Raw genomic sequence first — 26,846 nt, forward strand, 5'->3', positions numbered from 1 at the left:
GTTCGTGTGGCCTTTCCCTGGTGTTGCGTCGGTGGTGGTGTTACTCGGCGTCGGCCGTGAGCAGCGGCACGATCTCGTCGATGGCGTACGGGATCGACAGCACGGTGTGGAAGGAGAACGCGGCGCCGATGTCCGGGTCCTGGTACGGCACGAAGAGGTCGCGCTTCTCCGTGTGCACCTTGGGTGCGGGGCTCCGGCGAGGGGCACGGGGGTGCCTTCGTACGAAGTGGGGCGACGGTGCGTGGTGCAGGCGCGCCCGCCCGGTGGGGACGGCCACCGGACGGGCGGTTGCTGGGTGGTGGCCGGTGCCGGTACGGCCTGGCCGGGGGCCCTACTTGATGGCCTCCAGCATCGGCACAACCTGGTCGACGGCGTACGGGATCGACAGGACGGTGTTGAAGGAGAGCGCCGCGCCGATGTCCGGGCTGTCGTACGGAAGGAACAGGTCGCGCTTCTCCTGATGGACCTTGGTCTTCTTGTACAGCGGGTCGGCCTTCATGGCCTTCTCCGTGTCGGGGGTGCCGAGCCACACGGTGCGGTCGGCCTCCATCACGTCGAGGCGCTCGACGCTGAGGTCGGCGATGTTCTCCTTGCCGAGGGCGTCGCGGTACTTCTGAGTGGTCGTGAAGCCCATCTCGGTCAGGAAGACGACCTTCGGGTCGTTGGGGGAGAAGGCGGAGAACTTGCCCGGCTCGTAGGGCTCGCCGACGGTGACGGTCTTGCCCTTCCACTCCGGGTGCTTGTCGCGGACGGCCTTGAAGCGGGCGTCGATGCCGGCGATCAGCTTCTCGGTCTCTTCGGCCTTGCCCAGCGCCTTGCCGACCTGCCGGGTCATGACCTGCCACGGCGCCTGGTAGTCCTCATGGCCCTTGGGCTGGGCGACGACCTTGGTGAACTTGGAGAGCGTGTCGTACTGCTCCTTCTTCATCCCCGAGTACTGGGCGATCACCAGGTCCGGCTTCAGAGCGGCGATCTTCTCGATGTTGTACTCGTCGCGCTCACCGACGACCTGCGGCTTCTTTGAACCCCACTTGTCCTTCGCCCACGGCCACTTGCCGTACGGCTGCTCCTTGAACCAGTCCACGGCACCGACCGGCTTGATACCGAGCGCGAGAACCGCGTCCTGGTCCGACAGGCCCAGCGTGACGACCTTCTTGGGCTCCTTGTCGATCGTGGTGCTGCCGTACTTGTGATCGACGGTCACCGGGAAGGAGGTGCCCTTGGTGTTCGCGCCCGCCTCACCCGACGGCTTCGACTCGGACTTCTCGGTGCCGCCCCCACAGGCGGTCAGAGCGAGCGCGGCGACGGCGGCGACGGCGGCGACGGCGATGCGAGGGACGTTTCTGACGAGCCGCGTCAGCGCGGGGCGTGTACCTGTGGACACGGAGGTTCCTTTCACGGGGGTTTCACTTTCGCGTGCCAGACCCGCCGGGTACGACGGCGCTACCGGCGGGCAGGCATGTGGGGGGCTTGGCCGAGGAGGCAGTGGTCCCTGGATTCAGGGCGGGGAGGGTCAGCGGGCGGCGCTGCCGATACCGTCGGCGACCGGCTGCACCGCGTCGTCGGCGACCCTGAGGCCACCGTCGACGATCGAGTCCAGGATCTCGCCGACACGCATCGCGGTGTTGGACAGCAGCGACGACGTGATGCCGTGGGTGTGCTCGGTGCCACCCTGGAGGTAGATGCCGCAGCGCAGGCTCGGATCGGTCGCGACGCGGTAGTCGCGCTCGACGCGGAGACGCCCCTCGTCGTCGCGGTGGCAGTGCTGGGCCACTTCGCCGAGCAGGCCGAGCGGATCGGCCTGGCTGTAGCCGGTGGCGTAGACCACGACATCGGCGTCCAGGGTCGATGTCTCGCCGGTGACCAGGGACTTCACGCTGGCGCGGACCGTGTCGCCGGTCTCCTCGACGCCCGTCAGCCGGGACACGTTGATGAAGCGGAGGCGCTCGGTGCCGAGGACCTTCTCCTGGTACGCCTGGCGGTAGAGGTCGTCGATCAGGTCGATGTCCACCACGGAGTAGTTGGTGTTGCCGTGGTAGTCCATCAGCTTGCGCTTGACGTCCTCCGGGGCCGTGAAGTATTCGTCGACCGCGGCGGGATCGAAGATGCGGTTGGCGAAGCTGCTGTCGTCGGCGGGGCTGTAGCCGTAGCGGGAGAAGACCGCGCAGACCTCGGCCTTCGGGAAGCGGCGGTGCAGGTAGGCCACGTTCTCGGCGGCGCTCTGCCCGGCGCCGACGACGATGAACCGGCGGGGGTCGGTGCCCTCCAGGCCGTCGACCTTCGCGAGCAACTCGGAGTTGTGCCACACGCGGTCGCTGCGCTCCACGCCCTCGGGCATGAGCGGCCGCAGTCCCGTGCCGATGACCAAATTGCGGGCCCGGTGGACGACGACCTCCGTGCCGGAGCGGGCCGTCACCTCCAGGTACTCCACCACGCCGTCCCGTACGACCGGCTCGACGGCGACGACCTCGTGCCCGTAGGACACCATGTCGTCGACCTTCGCGGCGGCCCACTCGAAGTAGTCGTGGAACTCGACCCGCAGCGGGAAGAGGTTCTTGTGGTTGACGAAGTCGATGAGCCGGCCCTTGCTCTGGAGGTAGCACAGGAAGCTGTACTCACTGGCCGGGTTCCGCAGCGTCACCAGGTCCTTCAGGAAGGACACCTGCATGGTCGCGTCGTCGATGAGCATGCCGCGGTGCCAGCCGAAGCTCGGCTGCCGCTCGAAGAAGTGCGCGGTGACCGCGTCCTGCCTGTCCACCCGGGCGTTGTGCTCGCTGAGCGCTATCGCCATGGCCACGTTGGACGGCCCGAAGCCGATACCTATGAGGTCGTGGACCAGAGGGGCGTCGCCAGGAAGAACCTGAGACATGTCACTCCCATCGTGCGGGACAGCGCCGGTGAGGCGAGGCGAGAACAAGACATCGGCACGCCGGAACCGGCGACCGAGCGGAACTTAGGTAAAGCTAACCTGATCCGGCCGACCTGTCGACGTGGGCAAACCGGACAATTCACTGAACGCGCCGCCAAACACCCTGCAAATCATGGCGTGTTGCACCCTTAGGTAAGGCTTGCTTTACTTGGCGCCGGTCATTCGCTCTTTCGAGGAGGAACCCCATGCGGGTCGTCATGTTCGGTTATCAGACGTGGGGGCACCGCACCCTGCAAGCGCTCCTGGAATCCGAGCACGACGTGGTGATGGTCGTGACGCATCCCAAGAGCGAGCACGCCTACGAGAAGATCTGGAGCGACTCCGTCGCCGACCTGGCCGAAACGCACGGCGTCCCCGTCGTCATCCGGAACCGGCCTGACGACGAGGAGCTGTTCGAGCGGCTCAAGGAGGCCGACCCGGACATCATCGTGGCCAACAATTGGCGCACGTGGATTCCGCCCCGCATCTACACCCTCCCCCGCCACGGCACGCTGAACGTCCACGACTCGCTGCTGCCCAAGTACGCCGGGTTCTCCCCCATCATCTGGGCCCTCATCAACGGCGAGTCCGAAGTCGGCGTGACGGCGCACATGATGGACGAGGTCCTCGACGCGGGTGACATCGTCATGCAGCAGGCGGTCCCCGTCGAGCCGAAGGACACCGCGACCGACCTGTTCCACAAGACGGTCGACCTCATCGCTCCGGTCACCATCGGCGCGCTCGACCTCATCGCGTCCGGCCGGACCGAGTTCACCAAGCAGGACCGCTCCCAGGCCAGCTTCTTCCACAAGCGGTCCGAGGAGGACATCCGCATCAACTGGGAGTGGCCCGCCGACGTTCTGGAGCGCCTGGTCCGCGCCCAGTCCGCCCCGTATCCGGCCGCGTTCACCTTCCACAAGGGCAAGCGCCTCGAGATCCTCTCCTCCTTCGTGTCCGAGGGGCGCTACGGCGGTACTCCCGGCCGTATCTTCTACCGCGAGGGCGACGGCGTGGTCATCGTCGTCGGCGCCGACGCACGCACGGGCCGCAACCACGGTCTGGCCATCACGCGCGTCCGGACCGAGGACGGCCGTGACATGCCCGCGAGCGAGTACTTCACCTCCATGGGCGGTTACCTCACCAGCCGGCCCTGACGACCGGGACTCCCTCGGTGGGCAGCGCACGGCCGAGGCACTGCCTCATGCGCGGCGCTGCCCCTTCGACGTGGTCTGCTCCTCCGACGTGGTCTGCTCCTTCGACGTGGTCCGCTCCTTCAACGTGGTCCGCTCCTTCAACGTGGTCTGATCCCTCGACCCGTGGACAGGCCCGGCGAAGCCGGTCGACTCCCCGCCGGTGATCCCCCGGTGCGAAGCTGCGGCGCGACGGATGTCTCGGCCCCGGGCACACCGTCGGCCTCATCGCCGCCCGGTACTCCAGCGTGGCCTCCACAGCCAACGGCGCCGGAGGATGCGGCGGGCCGTCAACGGCACCCCGTCCGACCGCCCGTCGCTGCCGCAATCCGGCGCGACCTACGCCGAGGCGGGTGGACGGGTGGGGCCCGGGTCTGCGCTGCGCGGGAAGACGCGGCCGGTGCCGTGGACGCGCAGGCCGACCTGGTCGCCGACCGCGGGCGGGACCGCGGCCGGGTCGAAGATCCGGGCGGCCACCGGAGTGCCGTCGCCCAGGCGCAGGGCGAGCACCGCGTCGTGGCCGTAGAAGTCGCGTCGCGCGACGGTCGCGCTGACCGTGCCCGGAGCGCCGGGCGGGGCGAGCGCGATCTGCTCGGGCCGTAGCAGCACGCGCGTCGGACCGCTCGGCAGGCTGCCGTCGCCCGGCGTGAGCCGCACGGCGCCGAGCGGGGTGCGGGCGAGGTCGCCGTCGATCGCAGCGGGCAGCCATACGGCCTCGCCGACGAACCCGGCCACCCATGGATCGGCCGGTGAGGCGTAGAGGAGTTCGGGCGGTCCGCTCTGAACGATCCGGCCGTCCCGCATGACCGCGACCTCGTCGGCCATCGACAGAGCCTCCGCCTGGTCGTGGGTGACGAGGACGGCCGTGGCACGGTCGGCACGCAGCGCCTGCCATACGTCCCGACGCACCTCCGCCCGCAGTGCGGCGTCGAGTGCGTTGAACGGCTCGTCGAGCAGCACGACCGGGGGGCGCGGCGCGAGTGCGCGGGCGACGGCGACGCGCTGCTGCTGGCCGCCGGAGAGGTGGTACGGCATCCGGTCCTGGAAGCCGGCCAGGCCCACCAGATCCAGCACGGCGGCCACCCGGCCGGCTCGCCGGGCGGCGCGATCGAGTCCGTAGGCCACATTGCCGAGGACCGACAAGTGCGGGAAGAGCGCGCCTTCCTGGGGGACCACAGCGATCCGTCGCCGCTCGGGCGGCACCGCAGCACCGCGGGTGGCTACCCGGTGGCCGTCGACCCGGATCTCGCCGGCGTCCAGCGCCTCGAAGCCGGCGATGCAGCGCAACAGCGTGGTCTTGCCGGAGCCTGAAGGGCCGAGCACGGCCACCAGCGCGCCGGAGCGGACGATGAGGTTCACACCATCAAGCGCCTGGACACGCCCATAGGCTTTGCGGACGTCCGCGAGGCTCAGTTCCGCCATGTCAGCCGCCTCCCCGGGTGGGGACCCCGGTGCGCGCCGACAGCCACCAGGTGGGCAAGGCGGCGATGAGTACCAGCAGGGCCGCGTAGGGTGCGGCGGCGGCGTACGCGGCGACCGACGTCTGTGTCCACAGTTCGGTGGCGAGCGTGTCCAGTCGGGTCGGGCGCAGCAGCAAGGTGGCGGGGAGCTCCTTCATGCAGGTGAGGAAGACCAGTGCGGCCCCGGCGCCGATGCCCGGTGCGGCCAGGGGCACGGTCACCGTGCGCAGTACGTACGACCGTCGGCGCCCGAGCGAGCGGGCGACCTCTTCCAGGCCGGGTGGCGCCTGGGCCACGGCGGAGCCGACGGCGGCCACGGCCAGGGGCAGGAAGAGCGCCGCGTACGCCAGCGCGAGCAGCCACACGGACTGGTAGAGCGGGTAGGCGACGTTGATCCCGAAGAACACCAGCGAAAGGCCGATGACCAGGCCGGGCAGGGCGTGCGAGAGGTAGGTCAGGCGGTCCAGGGCAACGGCGAGCCGACCGGGCACACGGGTGGTGAGCAGCCCCACCGGCAGGGCGAGCAGCACGGTCAGAGCTGTGCCGAGCAGGGCGACCCCCAGTGAGTTTCGTGCCGCGGTGGCCAGCTCGGCGATCGAACCGGGCCGTGAGACCCCCTCGAGGGACCGACGGAGCAGGCTGGCCGCCGGAACACCGAGAGCCGTAGCGATCACCCCTGTGAACGCGAGCGCGGCCGGCCACCGCAGCGCGCCCAGGCGCAGCCGGGTCGGCGGTCGGGGCGCCCCGCCGCCGACACGGGCATAGCGGGCACCGCGCCTTCGGGTGAGCTGTTCGGCCAGGAGGACGACAGCGGTGAGGGCGACGAGCACCGTGGCGAGCACCAGCGCACCGGTACGGTCGAAGCCGAGGTTGATCGAGGTGAAGACGGCCCGGGTGAGGACGTCGACGCGCACGATGGAGACGGCACCGAAGTCGGAGAGCACATAGAGGGCGACGAGCAGCGCCCCCGCCGCCACAGCGGGCCGTACCTGACGCAGGGTCACGCCGCCGGCCGTGCGCCACGGCCCCCGCCCCAGCGACCGCGACACCTCCTCCTGCGCCGGGTCCACGCCGGTCAGCGCAGCCGTGACCGGCAGGTAGACATACGGGTAGGAGACCAGCGTGAGCACGAGTGCGGCCGCCCAGAATCCCTCGAAGCCGTCCACGGTGGACACCCACACGAAAGCGGCGACGTAGCTGGGGACGGCGAGTGGCAGTGCGGCGAGCACCCCGAACAGCCGCCGTGCCGGTACGTCGGTGCGGGTGACCAGGAAGGCCAGAACCACGCCGAGTACGGTGCACGCCGCGGTGACGACTGCCGCCAGCGCCACGCTCCGGACGACCAGCGCCCCGGTGCGCGCCGTGATCAGCTCATCGGTGATCCGGGCCCAGCCCGCCTCGCCGACCCGCACGCCCAGGTAGGCCAGCGGAATGAGCGCGATGCCCACGGAGAACGTCGCGGCAGCGGCCAGCGTCGGGCGCGGAAGGAAGCGCCGCACCCGACGGAGGGCAAGGGCGGGCGGCGTACTCAGGCGAGCCCCGAATCCTTGATCATCTTGACCGTGGCCTCCAGATCGTCCAGGTCGTCGAGGTCGATGTCCGGCGCGTTCAGCGACGACAGCTTCGGCAGACCGGGGGCCGATGCGACACCGGCCACCAGCGGGTACTCGTACGTCTCGTCGGCGAAATAGGTCTGCGCCTGCTTGCCCAGCAGGTGGTCGACGAACGCACGCACGTCGGGATCGTCGTCGGCCCTCTTCAGCACGCCGACCCCGGAGACGTTCACCAGGCTGCCGATGTCCCCGTCCGGGAAGAAGTGGTTCTTCGCCTTGAGGGCGTCGACGGTGGTGCCCTCCTCCTTGGCCAGTTCGTACACGTAGTAGTGGTTCACCAGCCCGGCGGCGATCCTGCCGTTGTTCACGTCGGCGACGATGGGCGCGTTCCCCTCCCGAATCTGCGCATCGTTCGCCTTCAACCCCTCGAGGAACTTCTTCGTCTTCTCCTCGCCTTCCTGCACCCGCATCGCCGTGATGAACGCCTGGAACGAGCCGTTGGTCGGTGCGATGCCGACCTTGCCCTTCCACTGAGGCTCGGTCAGCTCGAACACGGACTTCGGCAGGTCCGCGCCGGGGACCTGGTCCGCGTTGTAGACCATCGTGCGTACGCGGCCGGTCACCCCGACCCACTCACCGTCGTCGTCCCGGTAGGCACCCGGCACCTTGTCCAGCACTGCGTCGGGCAGCTTGGCGAAGAGATCCTTCTTGGCCATCGACCCCAGAGCCCCGGCGTCCTGTGCGAGAAAGACGTCGGCCGGACTCCGGTCCCCCTCCTCCTGGAGCTGTGCGGCCATCGCGGCGGTGTCGCCGTAGCGCACGTCGACGGTGATGCCGCTGGCTTCCCGGAATTCGTCGAGCACGGGCTTGACGAGGGACTCGCTCCGGCCGCTGTACACGGTGATCTTCTTGTCGGACTCGGGCCCGCTCTGCCCGCTCTCGTCCGAGCCGCAGGCCGTGGCGCCAAGGGCCAACAAAGCACTGAGGGCCGACGCCGGCACGAACCTCGTCCAGGGCGTACCCACAATCCCGCTCCTTCGCTGCCGGTCAGCCGGGCAACAGATGGACTGAATGCCCCCTGTCAGGACATATAGCACTTATTAGGTCAGGCTAACCTTAGGCATCGGGGATGGCGAGGGTAAATGCGGCGTCAGGGTGAACCTCGCCCACGCATGAAGCGCACGGTGCGCCGAGGGGCGAATCGAAAGGGTTCCCAGTACCGGGCGGCGGTTGGCCGGTCAGCTCTCGGGCTGCTCGAGTACCTGCGCGAGATAGAGCGGCTCGCCCAGCTTCTCGATGAGATCCAGCTGCGTGTCGAGGTAGTCGATGTGATGCTCCTCGTCGGCGAGGATCGACTCGAAGAGGTTCGCCGAGGTGATGTCGCCCTTGGAACGCATGACCTGGATCCCCCGCTTGAGCCGGTCGATCGCCTCGACCTCGACCTCGCGATCCACCTGGAACATCTCCGTGACCGTCTGCCCCACCCGCACATGGAACAGCCGCTGATAGTTGGGCAGCCCACCGAGGAGGAGGATGCGGTCGGTCAGGACCTCCGCGTGATTCATCTCCTCGAACGACTCATGCCGCGTGTGTGCCGCGAGCTTCGTCCAACCGAAGCTCTCCTGCATCTTGGAGTGCAGAAAATACTGGTTGATCGCGGTCAGCTCCGCGGTCAGTTGCTCGTTCAGAAACTCGAGCACCTCGGGATCGTTCTGCATGACACGCCGTCCTTCCGGAGAGACCGACGCCTCGCCGCGCCTCCTCCCGTCGCGGCTGCCACGCTTGGCCGAAGAGTCCGATCCGGCCAAGACGCCGTCGTGTACGTCCCCTCTTCGACGATAGCGCGCAGCAGAGATCAAGGTGCCCCTCGTCAGACCCGCAGGCTCCCGGCGCAGGGCGAACAGCACGCACAACGCTTGCAACGCTCCGTAGACGTCCAGCGGCTGCGCGCCGGCCGGCGCAGAGCCGTCCGATTCCGTTCTCCGCTACGGGAGCGAGCTCAGTGGTCGGGCGGCCGCCGCGGGGTCACCAGGAACGACTACGCCCCTCCGATCGACGGAGTTCCGAGACGAGTTCGAGGAGACCGACCTGCTGGGCGAGGGCGGGATACGTAGCCGTTGCCGGCGTGGTCAGCCTTCACCCTCCAACCTGCACAGACGTTCCCCGTCACAGACCCTGGGGCACGTCGAGCACGCCTGGGCGGCCTCGAGGGTGTAGTACATGCAGCAGCCGAGCCGGGTCCGGGTCGGGTGTCTCCGCCCGTCCCGGCCCGCCAACCGACGGAAGTCGGCACCACCGGGAAACGGCCGGATCCCCCTTGGGAGCAACTCGGTCGCGGCCCGGACGGCTCGGTCCTCCTGGTCGAGCACGCGGCCGAGGTACCAGATCCCTGAAACCAGGTCGTCCGCGGCCATCCCCCACAAGGCCCTCGGCCTCCGGCGCGCGTGGGGGCCGATCGCCGCCAGCAGGGGCCGTACGTGGTCGGCGACGGCAGCCCGCAGCTCGGCGCGCAGCCCCTCCTCGTCAGCCACCACCCGGGCGCCGGGCGCTGTCGCCCCCGGGTCGTCCGGCAGGCAGGCGAAGTCCTGAGCGGGGACGACCTCGAACGCACCCTCCGTGAGGCCCACCCGGACGTCCTCCGGTGCGATGCGCGGCACCCGCCGTTCCAGGTACCACGCGCCGCTCATCAGCAGACTGACGGACCAGAGGTAGTCATGAAGCGCCCGGGAGGCGGCGACATCCCTGCGGGGAGCGTGCCCGTGGCGTTCGCGGATCCGGGTGGCCTCGGCGTCGATGAAGGCGTCCAGCGCTTCCGCACTACCGGTCAGGGCGGCTCCGCCGAGTTGCCTTTCGGCCCCCATGGCGCCTGTGACCCCTGTGCCCCCTGCGGTAACGACCCGCACGTTCAGCGCCTCGCATGTGGCTACGAGGCGCAGATAGGTTCGGGTGAGCGCGGAGGCCGCGGTCACGACCGGACGGCCCGCTGCACCCGCCGGGGCGAGTGTCATCGGCGCTCCATTCACGTGCGGCACGGCAGCTCCGGAAAAGAGAGGGGAAGGTAAGGCTTGGCTTACCTTAGCCACACTCCCGGGGTCACGATCAAGGCGCCACCCGCCTGAAGCTGACGGCGAGTTGAAAGCTTAGGCAAGCCTAACTTAGGCTGCCGCCGTCGATGTTGGGCGAAAGTCGTCGTTGCCGAACCGCCGGCGAGCACCCACGCCGCCCATCACACTTCCTCAACTCGGAAGGGGCGCCGCCCATGCGGTTGTACCTGCTCGCTCTCAACCCCACCGACTCGGTCACCGAAGGCTTCCTTCCCGCCGCAGCACGACTCGGCCTCGATGTCACCGTTCTGACCGACCAGCCCGACGCGCACCACCGCACCTCTGCGGACATCGAGATCCTGGAGTGCGATGTACGGGACTTCCGCGCGGTCATCACCCGGATATCGACCCACCATCCACCCGATGCGGTCTTCACCAACAGCGACCATCTGCAGACCCAGGCCGCCTTGGCCGCCGACTACTTCAGCCGTCCCGCCAAGCCCTGGCAAGCCGCACTGCGCGCCAAGGACAAGGCGCACATGCGTCGCCACCTCGCCGTGACGGGAGCCGACACGGTGTGGTCGGCGGAACTGGCACCGGGTGAGGACCCGGCCGCACTCGTCCGTCTCGACGTGCCGTACCCCTGTGTCGTCAAGCCCCGCGAGGGTGTGGCCAGTGAAGACGTGGTGCTGGTCGACGGGCCCGCCGACCTCGCCCTGCGCTGCAAGGAGATTCAGGGGCGGCGCCCCGAAGCCGCCCTGGTCGTCGAGGAGTACCTCGCCGGTGAGCTGTACACGCTGGAAACCCTCGGCGACGGCCGCGTCCGCCACGTCCTTGGAGGCTTCCACACCGAGTTGTCCCCACCGCCGTACTTCATCGAGGAGCGGCTGACGTTCGTCCCGGCCCACCGCGAGCCGGTCGTCGCACAGATCCTCGCGCAGCTCGACGCCCTCGGCGTCGGCTTCGGCGTGTGCCACACCGAATTCGTGGTGCAGGAGGGTCGGGCCCGCATCATCGAAGTCAACTACCGTGCCGTCGGCGACCACTGCGACCTTCTCCTCGCTCAGTTGCTGGACATCCCGCTCTTCGAGCACATCCTCCGTACGCACCTCGGCGAGCCGCTCCCCGCCGAGCTCAGCGGCCGTACCGACGGCGCGGCCCGGCTCGAGTACCCGTGCGCCGACAGAGCGGGCACGCTGACGAAGGCCCCGGCAGCCGCCGATCTGGCTGTGGACGGCGTGGAGCTGACGTACCGGCCGCTGCGCGACATCGGCGAGCACCACGAGCTCCACCACACGAATCGCGACTACCTCGGCATCGTCCGGGCCACCGGAACCGACCAGGCGACCGTCGAGCGGGTCGTGGCCGACTTCCTTTCCGCGCAGCGCTGGGAGATCACCCCGTGACACGCTCCACGACCCCGACGACCAGGACGGACGCGGATCTGCTGCTGCGCGTACTCGGCGCGCTGCTGCGGGAGGACGTCGCCGGCCTGCGCACGGGATCGGCGCCTGTGGAGCGGGAGGACGGCCTGTGGCTGCGGCTCGCCGCACCCGACGGAGACGCGTTGCTGCTGCCGGTCGTGGAGGACGGGTTCCAGAGCGTGTACGCGGCCCGGCTACCGCTGCTCGTCCGGGAGTCGGACGACCGCGAAGTGACCACGCACGAAGAGATCCTCGACGCCCTCGGCACACTGGCCGACCCCGCCGATCGGAGCGGCTTCGCCGCGTTGGCCGAAGAGTGCCGCCAGACCCTGGCGACCATGCGGCTGCACACCGGCACGCATCACGAGATCGCCGAGAGCCTCACCGCACGATACGGCGGCGACCCCGCCGACTGGACGGGTCTCGGCGGCGGCCTGGCCCACGACACCCTCGCCGCCCGCCACGACCACCCGGTGTACCCCACCGCGCGAGGACGCTCCGGTCTCGACGAGGACCAACTGCGTGCCTACGCTCCCGAGTTCCACCCGCGCTTCGCACTGCGCTGGCTCGCCGTGCCGCGGGAGGCCCTCATCGTGCCGGGAGGCGCCGCACGACTCCCCGGCCGCTGGCCCACGCCGGCGACCCTCGGTCTCCCGGGTCTCTGCCACAGCCATCTCGCCCTCCCCGTCCACCCGCTGACGGCCGGCCCGTCGCTGTGTGAGGCCCTGCGCACCACCGGCCTCGAGGACCGGGCCGTCCTCGCCGAGCATCCCCACCTGGAGGCCGTACCGACCCTGTCCATGCGCACGGTCGCGCTCTTCGCCGACCCCACGCTGCACCTCAAACTGCCGCTGCCCACGGCAACTCTCGGCCTGCGCAACCGTCGGACCATCAAGCCCGGCACCCTCGTCGACGGAGCCGCCGGCCAGCGCCTGCTGGAAGCCGTGATCGCCCGCGAGCAGCGCTTCCGCGACACGGTCCTGCTCGCCGACGAGACGGTCTACGCCCACGCCGGGCACGAACTCCTCGCCGTGCTGTGCCGCCGCTACCCGGCCGGCCTGGACGACGCCGTCGTCACCCCCATGGCTGCGCTGCTCGGCGAAGCCCCCGGCGGCCGGCTGGTGATCGATCACCTCGCCGACCGCTTCTACGACGGTGACGCGACGGCCCTGCTCGATGCCTGCCTCACGCTGCTCTTCGACTGGCAGACCACGCTCTTCGGTTACGGCATCGCGCTGGAGTCGCACCAGCAGAACGTCTCCCTCGTACTGGACCGGCCGGACGGTCGCACGCGCCTTCGGCTGCTGCTCAAAGACAACGACGGCCCACGCGTCAACACCGCACGCCTGCGCGAGACGCTGGGCTCCGACGCCCCGGACCCGTCGGAGTTCGACGACGCCCGGATCTTCTGCGAGGACGACAAGCCGGTCACCGACCTGCTCACCACGATCACCGTCCACCTGTGCGCCGGCGCGTACGCCTTCGGGCTGGCCCGGCACGGCCGCGCACCGCTGGCACGGCTGCTGGGCCTCGTGCGCGACCGGCTCGCCGAGGCCGTCGAGCGGCTCGACAGCGGCCCGGGAGAGCCCGGTGCCGTCCTGTCCGCCCATGTCCTGGACGCTCCGGAGCTGCCGGTCAAGGCCATGGTCACCGCCGGAACGCTGCTCACCAAGGCCCGTTCGGGCGCGGCCGACATCAACAAGCACTACACCACCGGCCCCAATTACCTGCGTCTGACGGCGGGCCCGCGATGAGCGCCACCGCACCGGCGTCGCTGCGGGCGGGTGCGGCAAACGCCGCGGTCCCCGGGCCGGCCCCCGGGCGCCGGCACTTGCACGCCGTGGCCGGCTGCTGCTTGGTGGCTTCCTTCACCGCCCTCGGTCTGCCGCCCTGCGTCACGGGGCCACCGTGCTGGCGATCGCCCTTCCCACTCAGGCCTTCCCCACTCTTCGCACCCGCAGGAGCCGTTCATGTCGCTGACCGAGTCGCTCGGTACCGCCTCTCTCCCCGCTGTCGCCACCGGCCTGCCCTCCGCCGACGAGGCTGTGACCCACACGCTCCTCAACTGCCTGTTGCGGGAGGTGTCCGGCCCGGAGCACCAGACCGCCGTCGCCCACGGCCACCTGCTGCTGCGCCTCCCCCGCCGCGGCGTAGAGCTGCGCGTCGCCCTGCGCCGAACGTCGCTGCTGGGTGCGCATCGGTTCACCGGGCCGGCGATGGAGCAGCAGCACGACCGTGGCTGGGAGGAGATCGACTGGCAGTGCCTCGCCCGGTACATCCAGGACGAGCTGTCCCTGCGCACCGGTGTTCGCAACGACGAGTTCCTGGACCAGGTCGCCTCCAGCCACCGGGCCACCTCCGCGGCGCTCGTCCAACGCTCCAGGATGACGGCAGCCGCGGACGGTGACGGGCTCGCCACAAGCCTGGCCACGTACCTGGCCTCCGAGCAGTCCCTGCTGTTCGGCCACCGGTTCCACCCCACCCCCAAGGCGCGCACCGGCGATACCGCGTCCTGGCTGTCCTACGCCCCGGAGACCGGGGCCTCCTTCCCCCTGCGACACCTGGCCGTCCGCGGACACCTGATCGCCGAGGAATCCGCCGAGGACGGCGCTGTCCAGGCGATCGACCGGCTGAGGCCCGACGTGCCGGACGGCTACCGGCTGCTGCCCGCGCATCCATGGCAGTACGAGATGCTGTGCGAGCACCCGGGGCTGAAAAGGGCTGTCGCCCAGGGCGACGTCCTCGACCTGGGCACGGCCGTGAAGCCCTTCGCAGCCACCGCGTCCGTGCGCACCCTCTACGACGGCGAGACGTTCCTGAAGTTCAGCCTGAACGTCCGCATCACCAACTGCCTTCGGAAGAACGCCCGTTACGAGCTGGCCGGAGCCGTCGCCCTGACCCGCCTGCTGGAGCCCGTCCTGGCGGACCTGGCCATCCGCTTCCCAGGCTGTGCCGTGCTCCGCGAGCCCGCCTACCGCAGCCTCGCCCTGCCCGGCCCGGACGGCACCCCTGACCGCGCCCTGCTCGAGGGCTTCGGCGTGATCGTCCGCGAGGGCCTCACCGCACACCTCATGCCCGGCACGACCCCGCTGCTCGCGGCCGCCGTGGCCGACGAGTACCCGACAGGCCCCGGCCACATCTCCCGTCTCCTGGACGGGGCGGGCCCGCGGACCGCACGCGACTGGTGGGCGGCGTACCTCAAGCTGCTTCTGCCGCCCGTCCTGGCCGCGTACTTCGACCACGGCCTCGTGCTGGAGCCGCACCTGCAGAACGTGGTCGTCTGCGTCGACGAGGACGGCATGCCCGCACAGATCCTCTTCCGTGACCTGGAGGGCACCAAGCTCCTCCCCGAGCACCACGCCGCCACGCTCGCCGCGCTGCCCGCCGACGTCGCCGGCCCCCTGACGTACGACGCCCGGCGCGGCTGGGACCGCGTCGTCTACTGCCTGCTCGTCAACCATGTCGCCGAGGTGCTCGCCGCCCTGGCCGACCTCCACCCGCGAAGCGAGCACGCCCTGTGGGCCCAGGTCCGTGCCACCCTCCAGGCGTACGCCGACCGGCACGGCTGCCCGCCACAGCTCGGCACGCTGCTCGCGGGAGCACCCCTGCCCGCGAAGGCCAACCTGCTCACCCGCTGGGAGCGCAAGGCTGACCGCGAGGCCGGTTACGTCCGCCTGCCTTCCCCGTTCGCCGGGGACGTACTCGACACCTGGAGCGATGCCCGATGACCGTGCCCACCCCCGCGGTGCGCGACCGCGCCCTGTCCCTGCCCTCCGCCGAACTGCCCGCCTACATCTACGATCTGGCGGCGCTGCGCGAGCACGCCGCCGCCGTGCGGGCCGCCCTGCCGGGGCGGGTGGAGCTCTACTACGCCACCAAAGCCAACCCGGAGCCTGAGCTCCTGGCCGCCCTCGGCCCGTATGTCGACGGCTACGAGGTCTCCTCGGGCGGTGAACTCGCGCACGTCGGGAAGGCGGTGCCGGGCCGCCCGCTGGCCTTCGGCGGCCCGGGCAAGACCCCGGCGGAGATATCGGCGGCGCTGGAAAACGGAGTGTCGCGTTTCCATGTCGAGAGCGTGCACGAACTCCATGTACTGGCGGAACTCGCCCGGGAAGCTGCGCCGGACACCCGTGTGTCGGTCCTCCCGCGCTTCAACCTCCCCGTGTCCGGCGACTCGCTGGCGGACAGCTCCCTGGCGATGGGCGGCCGCCCGGCGCCGTTCGGTCTCGACCCGTCCGACGCCGACACGGTCGTCCGCATGCTCACCGACGGCGCCTACCCCCAGTTGACGCTGCTGGGCATCCACGCGCACCTGGCGAGCGGCCTGCGCGCCCCCGAGCAGCTGGCGGTCGCCGAGTCCATCGTGACCTGGGCCGTCGACCTGACCGCACGCCACCGCGTCCGCCTGGCCGAGGTGAACGTCGGCGGCGGCATGACCGTCGACTACGCCGATCCCGACCGGCGCTTCGACTGGTCCGCGTACGGCACGGGCCTCGCCCGCCTCACCGCCGCCCACCCCGACCTGACGTTGCGCATCGAGCCGGGCCGTGCGCTGACCGCGTACTGCGGCTGGTACGCCACCGAAGTACTGGACGTGAAGCACAGCCACGGCGAGGAGTTCGCCGTCGTCCGCGGTGGCACGCATCATCTGCGCACCCCGGCGACCAAGGGCCACGACCAGCCCTGCTCCGTCCTGCCCGTGGAGCCGTGGCCGCACGCCTGGCCACGCCCGGCCGCACGGCAGGACCTGGTCACCCTCACGGGCCAGCTCTGCACTCCCAAGGACATCCTGGCGCGGCGCGTCCCGGCGCCCGGGCTGAGGGCCGGCGACCGCGTGGCTTTCGGCCTCGCGGGTGCCTACGCCTGGAACATCTCGCACCACGATTTCCTGATGCACCCCCGGCCCGGCTTCCACTTCCTCAATTGAGCACGTGTCGGCAGCTCCTCGCTCCCCAAGACAGACCCGGACCAGTTCGGACTCCTCCGAATCCTGGGCGTGGTGGCCGTCACCATGCTGGCGGGGCCGTCGCCGTCATCGGGCCCGTCGTCTCGGCGTCGCGCACCTGCCGGGCGCGGGGCCGCCGAGCCGTCGGCGGTACCACCGCGACGCCCTCCGCACCGAGGTTGCGGCCGCGGCGCGCGGCCAACGCGTCGAGTGCGACCTGGTTTCCCAATCGCGCCCGAACGGTCCAACTCGGACACCGCCTTCCGCGGCCCCGTCAAGCACCTCGCAGCGGATTCGGCGGCGCCCCCATGGTGGCAGCGCGCACTCGGGCACCCAGAACTATGGTGTCCCACCACATACGCCGCTGACCTGCCCCTTCCTACGGTGTGGCGACACACAAACGTCCCCGCCAACTGTCCGGAAGTGGTGTACATGGCCGCCCCAGAAACCGCTCCACCAGCGCCGAACTCGCTGAAGCGCATCGTCGCCGCCAGCCTCATCGGCACGACCATCGAGTGGTACGACTTCTTCCTCTACGGCTCGGCCGCCGCGCTCGTCTTCAACAAGCTGTTCTTCCCCGACTCCGACCCGCTGGTCGGCACCCTGCTGTCGTTCCTCACCTACGCCGTCGGGTTCGCCGCGCGGCCGCTCGGTGCGCTCGTGTTCGGGCACTACGGGGACCGGCTCGGGCGCAAGAAGCTGCTGGTGCTCAGTCTGCTGCTGATGGGCGGGGCGACCTTCGCGATCGGTCTGCTGCCGACGCACGCGACCATCGGTTCCGCCGCACCGGTCCTGCTGACCGTGCTGCGGCTCGTGCAGGGCTTCGCGCTCGGCGGTGAGTGGGGTGGCGCGGTGCTGCTGGTGTCCGAGCACGGGGACGCCAAGCGGCGTGGTTTCTGGGCCTCCTGGCCGCAGACCGGCGCGCCGGCCGGGCAACTGCTCGCCACCGGCGTGCTGTCCGCGCTCACCGCGCTGCTCTCGGACGCCGCCTTCACCTCATGGGGCTGGCGCATACCCTTCCTGCTCTCCGGTGTCCTCGTGATCGTCGGCCTGTGGATTCGTCTCTCTGTCGATGAATCGCCGGTCTTCAAGGCAGCGCTGGCACAGGCGGAACAGCGCAAGGCCGAGGTCGGCACGGTCGAGAAGATGCCGCTCGTCGCAGTGCTGCGGCACCACTGGCGCGATGTGCTGATCGCCATGGGAGCGCGGATGGCGGAGAACATCAGCTACTACGTGATCACCGCGTTCATCCTGGTCTACGCGACGACCGCGGTGGAGATGAGCAAGCAGACGGCGCTCAACGCGGTCCTCATCGCCTCCGCCGTTCACTTCGCGGTGATCCCGCTGTGGGGCGCGCTGTCCGACCGGATCGGACGCCGGCCGGTGTATCTGATCGGCGCCATCGGCGTGGGTGCCTGGATGTTCCCGTTCTTCATGCTCATCGACACCGCCGGCTTCGGCGCCCTGCTGCTCGCCGTCACGGTGGGTCTGGTGCTGCACGGTGCGATGTACGCACCGCAGGCGGCGTTCTTCTCCGAGATGTTCGCGACGCGTATGCGCTACTCGGGCGCGTCCATCGGTGCCCAGTTCTCGTCCGTCGCGGCCGGGGCGCCGGCGCCGCTGATCGCGACGGCCCTGCTGGCCGACTACGACTCGTCGACGCCGATCGCCCTGTACGTCATCGCCGCGGCGCTGCTGACCGTGGTGGCCATCGCCTGTGCCCGGGAGACCAGGGACCGTGACCTGACGGCGGTGGACGCCCAGGAGGAAGAGGCCGGGGCCGCGCCCGCCGCCACTACGGCGGACGCACGGACGGCCTGAGGCGACGCCCTCCACCGGTCGTACCCGGTGACGCAGAACCGCGCGGACTTCCAGGAGTCCGCGCGGTTCTGCGTCTGCGGGGCAAGGCCCGTCGGTCAGGAGGCGGCCGACGACGACATGGCGTGGAGCCGCAACGCCAGCCGGATCTCGAGCGACCTGTCCGGCGACTGCCAGTCGGGGCCGAGCAACCGCCCGATCCGCTCGAGCCGTTGGGCCACCGTGTTCACATGGACGTGCAGGTCGTCCTTGGTACGGGCCGGGCTCATACCGCTCGCGAAGTAGGCGTCCAGGGTGCCGACGAGGTCGGTGCCGCGCCGCCGGTCGTAGTCGACGATCTCCCCGATGGTGCGGTGCACGAAGCCGTCGATGTCGCCTGGATCGGCGAGCAGCAGCCCGAGGAAGCCGAGGTCCTGCGCCGCCGCGCCCTCCCCGGAACGTCCGAGGAGCCGCAGGGCGTCGAGGCAGCGGCGTGCCTGGGCGTACGCCTCGGCCACCGGTGCGGGGTCCCCGGCCGGGGAGGCGACCGGAGAGGAGGCGCCGACGGTCACCGGTTCGCGCAGCGTACCGCCCAGTTGACGGGCCGTCTGGCGCGCCAGGTCAGCAGCGGTGTCGCCGGGGCCGAGGGGCAGCAGCAGGACCGTGCCGCCGTCGCGGGCGGCGGCGAGGCCGGACCGCGTGGCGGCCAGGTGCGAGGCGGCGGACCAGAGACGCCGGCGGTCCGCGGTCTCACGCGCGGACGCGTCACGGCGCGCGGGGGTGTCGCGGGAGGCGGGGGTGTCGCGGCCGGACGGCCTGCGACGGGCGGCAGGGTCAAGGCCGCCGAACACCTCCGAGCGGGCGACGGTGTCGCCCGGGCCGTCGGTACGGGCAGCGAGCACCACATGGGGCGCGTCGAGGTCCGCCCGCAGCCGTGCGGCCCGCTCCCGCAGCATGCTCGGGTCGCGGTCCGGAGCGTCGAGCAGATCGTCGAGCAGCTCGCCCCGCACCCGTTGTTCCGCGTCGTGGGCGGAGCGCCTGGCGAGCAGCAGCAGGGAGGTGACCATCGCGGCGCGCTCGAGGGTGCGGCGGTCGACGGGGTCGAGGTCGGGGTGCCCGTGCAGTACGAGGGAGCCGAAGACCTCGCCGCCGGCGGCGACCGCGGCGACCCAGTCGTCGCCGTGCCGTGTCGCGTGGCCGCCCGCACCGGTGGTTTCCGGGCCGCTCTCGGTGAACTCGACCGTCCTGTCGAGGACTTCGGAGAGCGCATCGGCCACGTCGTGGACTCCCCCGCCGCGCAGGACCAGTTCGGTCAGGCGGTCGTGGACGTCGGAGGCGCGCTCGAGGACGCCGCTGTGGTCCTGGATGATCGCGTTGGCCCGCTCGAGGTCGGCCAGCGCGGAGCGGGTCTCTGCGAGCAGGTTCGCGGTGTCGATGGCCACCGCGGCGTGGGCGGCGAAGGAGGCGAGCAGCGCGACCTGCTCCCGTTCGAAGACTCTGGCGCGCCGATCGGCGGCGAACAGTACGCCGATGACCTGGCTGCCGAGCATGAGCGGCACACCGAGGATGGCGACGAGTCCTTCGTCCCTGACGGCGGCGTCGATGGTGCCGGTGTGCTCGAAGCGGGCGTCGTCGAAGTAGCTGTCGGTGACGTACGGCCGTGCGGTCTGGGCGACGAGTCCGCCGAGCCCTTCCCCCATGCCGAGCCTGAGCTGCTGGAAGCGTGCCGACACGGATCCTTCGGTGACCCGCATGTAAGTGTCGCCGGCTGCCGGGTCGTTCAGGCTGAGGTAGGCGACCTCGGTGCCCAGCAGTGAGCGGGCGCGCTGCACGATCGCCCGGAGCACCGCGTCGAGGTCGCGCAGACCGGCAAGGTCGTGCGCGGTCTCGAAGAGCGCGGACAGCTCAGCCTCCCTGCGCCGCCGCCCCTCCAGCTCTGCGCGCACCCGCAGAGCCAGCTGCTTCGCGTGCTCGAGCGAGGCCAGCTCCTGGGGCCCGGCGCCGTCCGCGCGGGCGAGGAGCAACGGCCTGTCGTAGGCCTCCGCGGCGGCGCCTCGGGCGAGGAGCTCCAGGTAGAGGGCTTGATCGTGGGACATGGACACAGGATTACCTGTCGTACGGGTGGTCGCACCAGCCCTGTGGACAACGAAGCGGCCCGGCGGCGTCAGTGAGCGGTCCATCCGCCGTCGAGGGTCAGCGAGGTGCCGGTGATGAACGATGCCTGGGGCGAGCACAGGTACAGGGCGGCGTCCGCCACCTCCTCCGGCTCGACGAGCCGCTTGATCGCACAGTCCTTGAGGAGGATCTCGGCGAGGACGCGGCCCGCTGGAAGGGAGTGCGCGGCGGCCTGGTCGGCGATCTGCTTCTCGACGAGCGGCGTGCGGACATAGCCGGGGTTGACGCAGACGGATGTCACCCCGTGCGGCGCGCCCTCGAGCGCGGCCGTCTTCGAGAGACCCTCGAGACCGTGTTTGGCGGCCACATAGGCGGACTTGTAGGGGGAGGCTCGCAGCCCGTGCACCGAAGAGATGTTGACGATACGGCCCCATCCCTGGGCGTACATGTGTGGCAGCGCGCCCCTGATCAGCCGGAACGGCGCCTCCAGCATCACAGTGAGGACCGTGTGGAAGACGTCCGGCGGGAAGTCCTCGATGGGACGCACGAGTTGCAGGCCGGCGTTGTTGACGAGGATGTCCGTCCCGGCGGCCGCCGCCTCCGCGGCGTCCAGGTCGGTCAGGTCGAGCAGCAGCGGCTCCACGGCCCCTGCGAGGCCGTCGCTGTGATCGGCGAGCGACGCCAGCCCTTCTGCGTCCCGGTCGACGGCTCTGACCTTTGCCCCGGCGGCTGCGAGACGCAGCGCGCAGGCGCGGCCGATGCCGCCCGCGGCCCCGGTGACGAGGGCGGTTCGGCCGCCGAGATCGACGGTGACGGAAGAGGCCGCGGCTGCGGGACCTGGCGTGCCGGGAGGTGTGGTGGGCGCGGTCATGTTCGGCACCCTAGGCAGCGATCATCCGGCGACCGATATGGTCCGGGCCCATACTTCAGGGCCTCATGGTGGGTTGGAACCATGCTGGTCCCTCGGCGAGCGCATGCTTGATCCGGAAGATCGCGAAGTCCTTGAGTTCCGGCAGCGCGTCGACGGGGAACCAGCCCACCTCGAGGGACTCGTCGTCGTTGACCCGCGCCTCGGTGGCACCGGGCACGGCCCGGCAGCGCATGGTGATGTCCATGTACTGGCACACGTCGCCGTTGGGGTAGGTCACGGGCCTCGGCAGCGCCTGCACCAGGACGACCCGCTCGGCGACGCAGCGTACGGCGGTCTCCTCGTACACCTCCCGCTCCGCGGTCGACGCCGGCTCCTCTCCCGGCTCCGGAATGCCGCCGATGATCGACCAGCCGCCGGTGTCGGCACGCATGCCCAGCAGCACCCGCCCCAGGTCGTCGAAGACGACGGCGCTGACGCCGGGCAGGAACAGCAGTTGGTGGCCGGCGGTGGCCCGGATGGCGCGGATGAACTCGGGAGTTGCCATGCTCCGGACCTTAACCGGCGCCGGCCGGGCCGGCCGAACCGCCCGGCAGCGATTCCCTCCCGTGAGCGCACACGAGGCGCACCGAGCCCGGCCGACCTGCCCGACGCGGCCTTACGCGGGGTCGCCGACCGCGTCGTCCGCCCGGCGCCGCCGCTCCCGTACGGCGCCGACGGCGACCGCGGCCAGGCCGCCGGCCGCGAGCAGCAGCAGCGCCGACTCGGGTACGGCACCGAGCCGGGTCGCGGGCGTGAGCGACGAGCGCAGTGGAACCTCGGCGACCAGGGCGTCCGGCGTGAACATCGCCGTCCGCTCGACGATCTCCCCGTCGGGCATGATGACGGCGCTGACGCCGCTGGTGACGGGGACGACGACCGAGCGGCTGTGCTCCACGGCCCGCACCCGGGACATCGCCAGCTGCTGGTAGGTCATCTCGCTACGGCCGAAGGTGGCGTTGTTGCTCGGCACCGAGATGAGCTGGGCACCGTGGGTGACGGTGTCGCGGGCCGCGTCGTCGAAGGCGGCCTCGAAGCAGGTGACGAGCCCGACCCGGGTACCGGCCAGGTCGAAGACGCCGACCTCGTGACCCGGCCCGAAGTCGCGGCGGACGCGGTCGACGTCGTCGTTGAAGATCCGTACGACGGACCGCATCGGGATGTACTCGCCGAACGGCTGGACATGGCGCTTGTCGTAGGTGTCGACCGGCCCGCGCTGCGGGTCCCACTCGATGAGGGTGTTGCGGAGCTTGCCGGTCTCCGGGGTGACCACGGCGCCCACGACGGTCGGCACGCCGATGGCCTCGACCGCATCGTCGATGACCTGCCGGGCATCCGTGTTGCGGTACGGGTCGAGGTCGGAGGAGTTCTCCGGCCACAGCACGAAGTCGGGCCGGGGCTCCTTGCCCGCCTTCACGTCCGAGGCGAGCTGCTCGGTCCGCCGGGCGTGGTTGTCGAGGACGGCCCGGCGCTGGGCGTTGAAGTCGAGACCGAGGCGGGGAACGTTGCCCTGGATCGCGGCGACCGTCGCGGTGCCGTCCTCGGCGGAGGCGTCGACGAGTGGCCGGGAGGCGAGGGCGGCGGCGACGGGCACGAGCAGGGAGAGCAGCGCGGCGGCAGCGGCCGTGCGCGGTGCGACCGCGCCACGGCGGAGGGCCGGCGACAGACGTGCGGTCTCGTAGAGGCCGAAGCCGCAGAGAACGACCGCGAAGCTGAGGACCGGCGTGCCGCCGAGGGCAGCGAGCGGCAGGAAGAACCCGTCCGCCTGCCCGAACGCGATCTTGCCCCAGGGGAAGCCGCCGAACGGCACGCGGGCGCGGGCCGCCTCTCCGGCGATCCAGACGGCGGCACCCCACAGCGGCCAGGCGGGCAGGCGCGATACGGCAGCGATCCCTGTGCAGGCGAGCGCCACGAACAGGGCCTCCGCCGCCACCAGGGCCAGCCACGGCACGGGGCCGACCTCCTCGCCCGTCCAAACCAGCAACGGGAGAAGGAACCCGAGCCCTGCGAGGTAGCCCAGCCCGAAGGCGGTGCGCAGGCGGCGGCCCCGCAGGGTCCAGCCGAGCAGGGCGAACGCCGGGAAGGCCAGCCACCACAGCGGGCGCGGCGGAAAGCTCGCGAAGAGCAGCACGCCACTGAGCGCGGCGGCGGCGGGACGTACGAGCAGGCGCAGGAGCGGGCTGCCTGCGGTGGCCGCGGGTCCGGGGGTGTCGACGGAGGTCATGGTGGCGCTCACCTGGCGGAGTCTACGGCGGAGGGCTGTGAACGGCGCAGTCGCGTCGGCCCGTCGAGCAGCAACGTTTCTTCTCGATTCCGCCGCCCTTCCGGGCTCGCCCGTAGACGTGTGTGCCAGTTCTGCGCGCCCGAAGCCGTTTCAGCTCGGCCCCGAGCCGCGGCGTCGCGGCCGCCGGTTCGGTCCGGCCCGTTCCGTCCGTGCGCGGGGCCCGTCACAGTCGGGCACGACGGGATGGATCCAGCGGGCGTGCGCGCCATGGGCCGGGAACGCGGGAGGCGGACCGACGTCATGGGCACCGTCGTCCTGACCGGCTGCGCCGTGTGGTCTCTGGTCGGCGCGGCAGGCCGGGACGGCAGACCGGAAGGCGTGCTGCTCGCCGGGTTCGCCGTCACCGCGGGCTATGCGTGCGGGTGGATCTCCCGGTCGCTGCTCCCGGCGGCACGTTCACGCTCGCCGCCCTGGGCGCTCTCACGGTTGCGGTCGCGTCCCGGGACGGCTTACCGGGAGCCACCGGGGCGCGCGCCGGAACGACCGGGGCACGTGGGCGGCCGGCACGGTGCGTGAGCCATCCGTCAGGCCTGCGTGGCCCCGCCCGCCTGGGAGGCGTCCCGATCCCTCTGACCGAGCCTGGCACGGATCACCCGCACGGCGGTCCCCGCGTCGTCGACGGTCACCGTGAACATGCCGCCGTCGCCCAGGGTGACCACCAGCCCCTCTCCGCGCCGTACGACCACCGCGGTGCCCTGCTCCGGCCGCCAGCGGCAGCCCCAGCCGCCCCACTGCCGGGGTGTCACCTTGGGAACGAACTCGGCGCTCACCACATGGGAGAGAGGGATGTGCCGACGCGGCACACCGATGTGGCCGCAGCGCACGTCCACCGCGTACTTGTCGATCTTGACCGCCACGTGCACGAAGGCCAGCGTGCCGTAAAGGATCATGATGCCGGCCGCGAGGCAGCCGACGACCGCCATCGCCAACGCGGCGACGCCCGTGGTCCAGGTGGCTCCGACGGCCAGTTTGACACCGAGGGCCAGGCAGCCCACCCCAGCCACCGCGAGCAGCCACTGCATACGGTTGGTCGCCCGGCCGATCCAGACCTCTGGAAGGGGCTCGGAGCCGCGCCCCTCGTGGCGGAAGTGGTGCCTCATGACTAGGACAGTACCCAGCAACAGGACAACAAGCACTGCTGCGACAAAGCGGTCGAAAAGGTCGGACCGATGGTGTCCGCCGTCAGTGCGCAGGGGTGACCGCGGGCAGCAGCCGGCCTTCCGCGTAGTTCAGCGCCTCGGCCGGAAGGGTGGATTCCGTCCCACTCAGCAGGACCGTGAGCCGGCTGCTCGGCGCCGCGTCGGGCACGGGCCGCACTCCCATCCGGCGCAGGGCCTGTGCCGCAACTGCGCCCGCCGAGCCGTGCAGCACGAGGGGCGGCAGGTCCGGCTGCTGGACGGCGGCCCGGATGCGCTCGGAGACCAGTTCGTAATGGGTGCAACCCAAGACGACGGCCCTTACGTCGTGGGGCGTGAGCGCGGCCGCGGCGGCCACGGCCCGGTCGATGGCGTCATCGTCCGCCTGCTCCACCGCGTCGGCGAGACCGGGGCAGGGGACCTCGGTCACGTCGGCCGACCCGCCGAACTCCTCGATGAGACCTCGCTGGTACGGACTGCCGGTGGTTGCCGGGGTGGCCCAGATCGCGACCCGGCCGCCGCCCGCCGCGGCGGGCTTGATCGCCGGAACCGTACCGATGACGGGAAGTGCCGGCTCCAGCGCCGCCCTGATCGCGGGCAGGGCGTGCACGGAGGCGGTGTTGCAGGCGACGATCAGCGCGTCGGGACGGTGGGCCGCTGCGGCCCGTGCCACGGTCAGCGCGCGCTCCGCGAGGTCGTCCGGTGTGCGCGGTCCCCAGGGCATGCCGTCGGGGTCGCAGGACAGCACCAGATCCGCGTCGGGGCGCAGTGTGCGCACAGCGGCCGCTGCCGGGAGCAGGCCGATACCGGAGTCCATGAGCGCGATCTTCACCCGGTCACCATAGTCGACCGCCGCCACGCCCAGGCTTTCGTGGGGCAGACTGCGGCGAATGAGCGCCCTTGCCTGGATCGCCGTGGGATCGCTGACCGCCTGGGGGTGGCTGCTGCTCGGCCAGGGCTTCTTCTGGCGGACCGACCAGCGGCTGCCACACCGCGAGAGCCCGGCCGACTGGCCGGATGTGGCCGTCGTCGTACCGGCGCGGGACGAGGCCGAGGTGCTGCCGCTGAGTCTGCCGACGCTGCTCGCCCAGGAGTACCCGGGGCGGGCCGAGGTCGTCCTCGTCGACGACAACAGCAGTGACGGGACCGGGGAGCTCGCCCGGTCACTCGCCGCACGCCACGGGGGTCTGCCGCTGCGGCTGGTGACACCCGGCGAGCCGGAGCCCGGCTGGACCGGGAAGCTGTGGGCCCTGCGGCACGGGATCGCCGCGGCGCGGGAGCGTGCCCCCGAGTTCCTGCTGCTGACCGACGCGGACATCGCGCATGCGCCGGACAGCCTGCGGGAGTTGGTCGCGGCTGCGCGTACCGGAGGCCTTGATCTCGTGTCCCAGATGGCGCGGCTTCGAGTGGCGAGCGGCTGGGAGCGGTTGGTCGTACCGGCCTTCGTCTACTTCTTCTCGCAGCTCTACCCGTTCCGCCGTATCAACAGGGACGGGTCGAGGACCGCGGCGGCGGCAGGCGGCTGTGTGCTGCTGCGTGCGCAGGCCGCGGTCAGGGCCGGGGTGCCGGACTCGATCCGGCAGGCGTTGATCGACGACGTCTCGCTGGCGCGTGCCGTGCGCGACGCGGGAGGCAGGATCTGGCTCGGGCTCGCCGAGCGGGTCGACAGCGTGCGCCCGTATCCGCGACTGGCCGACCTGTGGCGGATGGTGTCGCGCAGTGCCTACGCGCAGTTGCGCCACAGCCCGCCGGTGCTCGTGGCAACCGTCGCGGGGCTGGCACTGGTGTATCTCGTTCCGCCGGCGGCCCTCGCGGCGGGACTGTTCACCCGCGACGCGGTGGCCGCCTCGGCCGGGGCGGCGGCGTGGGCCGTGATGACCGGCACGTATCTGCCGATGCTGCGCTACTACCGGCAGCCGCCGCTGCTGGCGCTCACGCTGCCGTTCACGGCGGCGCTGTATCTGCTGATGACGGTCGACTCCGCGGTGCAGCACCTACGGGGGCGCGGCGCTGCGTGGAAGGGCCGGACGTATGCACGGCGGGAGGTCGCGGGCGGCGCCTGAGGACGGCGGTGGGGGCCGCG

General features: G+C 71.1%; 21 protein-coding genes. 7 read left to right on the forward strand and 14 right to left on the reverse strand.

Translation table 11 applies throughout. The features are described from left to right. Positions 1 to 40: 40 nt before the first annotated feature. From IE198_RS10625 to IE198_RS10635, 3 genes are all read right to left on the reverse strand, one after another. Positions 41 to 178, reverse strand: coding sequence for a hypothetical protein (locus IE198_RS10625; protein WP_229833831.1), 138 nt, complete (start codon positions 176 to 178; stop codon positions 41 to 43). Between the two features lie 153 nt (positions 179 to 331). Continuing rightward, positions 332 to 1,384 carry an iron-siderophore ABC transporter substrate-binding protein gene (locus IE198_RS10630; protein ID WP_189885151.1) on the reverse strand — a complete coding sequence of 351 codons (1,053 nt, stop codon included), beginning with the start codon at positions 1,382 to 1,384 and terminating at the stop codon, positions 332 to 334. A 129-nt stretch (positions 1,385 to 1,513) separates the two neighbouring features. Beyond that, positions 1,514 to 2,869: a lysine N(6)-hydroxylase/L-ornithine N(5)-oxygenase family protein gene (locus tag IE198_RS10635; RefSeq protein WP_189885153.1), complete on the reverse strand. Its 1,356-nt coding sequence runs from the start codon at positions 2,867 to 2,869 to the stop codon at positions 1,514 to 1,516. Positions 2,870 to 3,114: 245 nt separating this feature from the next. Here IE198_RS10635 and IE198_RS10640 point away from each other — a divergent pair, with 245 nt between their 5' ends. Beyond that, positions 3,115 to 4,062, forward strand: a complete 948-nt coding sequence (locus IE198_RS10640; RefSeq protein WP_189885155.1) for a methionyl-tRNA formyltransferase — start codon at positions 3,115 to 3,117, stop codon at positions 4,060 to 4,062. Positions 4,063 to 4,437: 375 nt separating this feature from the next. Here the strand turns inward: IE198_RS10640 and IE198_RS10645 are convergent, their stop codons facing one another. The 5 genes from IE198_RS10645 to IE198_RS10665 all read right to left on the reverse strand — a co-directional run bounded on the left by IE198_RS10645 (position 4,438) and on the right by IE198_RS10665 (position 10,119). Beyond that, positions 4,438 to 5,520, reverse strand: a complete 1,083-nt coding sequence (locus IE198_RS10645) for an ABC transporter ATP-binding protein (protein ID WP_189885157.1) — start codon at positions 5,518 to 5,520, stop codon at positions 4,438 to 4,440. 1 nt (position 5,521) lies between these two features. Continuing rightward, entirely contained in the window at positions 5,522 to 7,057 is a 1,536-nt protein-coding gene (locus IE198_RS10650; protein WP_189885159.1) for an ABC transporter permease, read from the reverse strand. A gap of 29 nt (positions 7,058 to 7,086) precedes the next feature. Next, positions 7,087 to 8,136: an iron ABC transporter substrate-binding protein gene (locus IE198_RS10655; protein ID WP_189885161.1), complete on the reverse strand. Its 1,050-nt coding sequence runs from the start codon at positions 8,134 to 8,136 to the stop codon at positions 7,087 to 7,089. Positions 8,137 to 8,349: 213 nt separating this feature from the next. Further along, entirely contained in the window at positions 8,350 to 8,829 is a 480-nt protein-coding gene (gene bfr / locus IE198_RS10660; RefSeq protein ID WP_189885163.1) for a bacterioferritin, read from the reverse strand. 411 nt (positions 8,830 to 9,240) lie between these two features. After that, on the reverse strand, positions 9,241 to 10,119 hold the full coding sequence (locus IE198_RS10665; RefSeq protein WP_189885165.1) for a (2Fe-2S)-binding protein: 879 nt from the start codon (positions 10,117 to 10,119) through the stop codon (positions 9,241 to 9,243). A gap of 251 nt (positions 10,120 to 10,370) precedes the next feature. On the opposite strand from IE198_RS10665, the gene IE198_RS10670 reads away from it, so the two are divergent. From IE198_RS10670 to IE198_RS10690, 5 genes are all read left to right on the forward strand, one after another. Further along, the gene (locus IE198_RS10670; RefSeq protein WP_189885167.1) at positions 10,371 to 11,561 is read left to right on the forward strand and encodes an ATP-grasp domain-containing protein; all 1,191 of its coding nucleotides are present in this window, start codon (positions 10,371 to 10,373) and stop codon (positions 11,559 to 11,561) included. Further along, a complete protein-coding gene (locus IE198_RS10675) occupies positions 11,558 to 13,333 on the forward strand; it encodes an IucA/IucC family protein (protein WP_189885169.1) in 1,776 nt (591 codons plus the stop codon). The genes IE198_RS10670 and IE198_RS10675 overlap by 4 nt, the downstream gene beginning before the upstream one ends. 216 nt (positions 13,334 to 13,549) lie before the next feature. Continuing rightward, on the forward strand, positions 13,550 to 15,307 hold the full coding sequence (locus IE198_RS10680) for an IucA/IucC family protein (RefSeq protein WP_189885171.1): 1,758 nt from the start codon (positions 13,550 to 13,552) through the stop codon (positions 15,305 to 15,307). Then, positions 15,304 to 16,506, forward strand: coding sequence for a type III PLP-dependent enzyme (locus IE198_RS10685; RefSeq protein ID WP_189885173.1), 1,203 nt, complete (start codon positions 15,304 to 15,306; stop codon positions 16,504 to 16,506). The genes IE198_RS10680 and IE198_RS10685 overlap by 4 nt, the downstream gene beginning before the upstream one ends. Before the next feature lie 450 nt (positions 16,507 to 16,956). Further along, a complete protein-coding gene (locus IE198_RS10690; RefSeq protein WP_189885175.1) occupies positions 16,957 to 18,345 on the forward strand; it encodes an MFS transporter in 1,389 nt (462 codons plus the stop codon). Positions 18,346 to 18,440: 95 nt separating this feature from the next. On the opposite strand, the gene IE198_RS10695 is transcribed toward IE198_RS10690, so the two are convergent. The 6 genes from IE198_RS10695 to IE198_RS10720 all read right to left on the reverse strand — a co-directional run bounded on the left by IE198_RS10695 (position 18,441) and on the right by IE198_RS10720 (position 25,595). Continuing rightward, complete coding sequence (locus tag IE198_RS10695; protein ID WP_189885177.1) at positions 18,441 to 20,417, reverse strand: helix-turn-helix domain-containing protein; 1,977 nt, start codon at positions 20,415 to 20,417, stop codon at positions 18,441 to 18,443. Between the two features lie 68 nt (positions 20,418 to 20,485). Next, positions 20,486 to 21,307 carry a 3-hydroxybutyrate dehydrogenase gene (locus tag IE198_RS10700; protein WP_189885179.1) on the reverse strand — a complete coding sequence of 274 codons (822 nt, stop codon included), beginning with the start codon at positions 21,305 to 21,307 and terminating at the stop codon, positions 20,486 to 20,488. 55 nt (positions 21,308 to 21,362) lie between these two features. Further along, a complete protein-coding gene (locus IE198_RS10705) occupies positions 21,363 to 21,851 on the reverse strand; it encodes an NUDIX hydrolase (RefSeq protein WP_189885181.1) in 489 nt (162 codons plus the stop codon). Between the two features lie 111 nt (positions 21,852 to 21,962). Beyond that, positions 21,963 to 23,579: an apolipoprotein N-acyltransferase gene (gene lnt / locus IE198_RS10710; RefSeq protein ID WP_189885183.1), complete on the reverse strand. Its 1,617-nt coding sequence runs from the start codon at positions 23,577 to 23,579 to the stop codon at positions 21,963 to 21,965. Between the two features lie 572 nt (positions 23,580 to 24,151). After that, positions 24,152 to 24,727 (reverse strand): hypothetical protein, encoded by a 576-nt coding sequence (locus tag IE198_RS10715; protein ID WP_189885185.1) that lies wholly within the window; start codon positions 24,725 to 24,727, stop codon positions 24,152 to 24,154. Between the two features lie 82 nt (positions 24,728 to 24,809). Next, the gene (locus IE198_RS10720) at positions 24,810 to 25,595 is read right to left on the reverse strand and encodes a glutamate racemase (protein ID WP_189885187.1); all 786 of its coding nucleotides are present in this window, start codon (positions 25,593 to 25,595) and stop codon (positions 24,810 to 24,812) included. Positions 25,596 to 25,653: 58 nt separating this feature from the next. Between IE198_RS10720 and IE198_RS10725 the strand changes: the two genes are divergently transcribed. Then, positions 25,654 to 26,826, forward strand: a complete 1,173-nt coding sequence (locus IE198_RS10725; RefSeq protein ID WP_189885189.1) for a glycosyltransferase — start codon at positions 25,654 to 25,656, stop codon at positions 26,824 to 26,826. Positions 26,827 to 26,846: the final 20 nt, after the last annotated feature.

This window comes from Streptomyces xantholiticus (assembly GCF_014651015.1).
Taxonomy (GTDB): Bacteria; Actinomycetota; Actinomycetes; order Streptomycetales; family Streptomycetaceae; genus Streptomyces; species Streptomyces xantholiticus.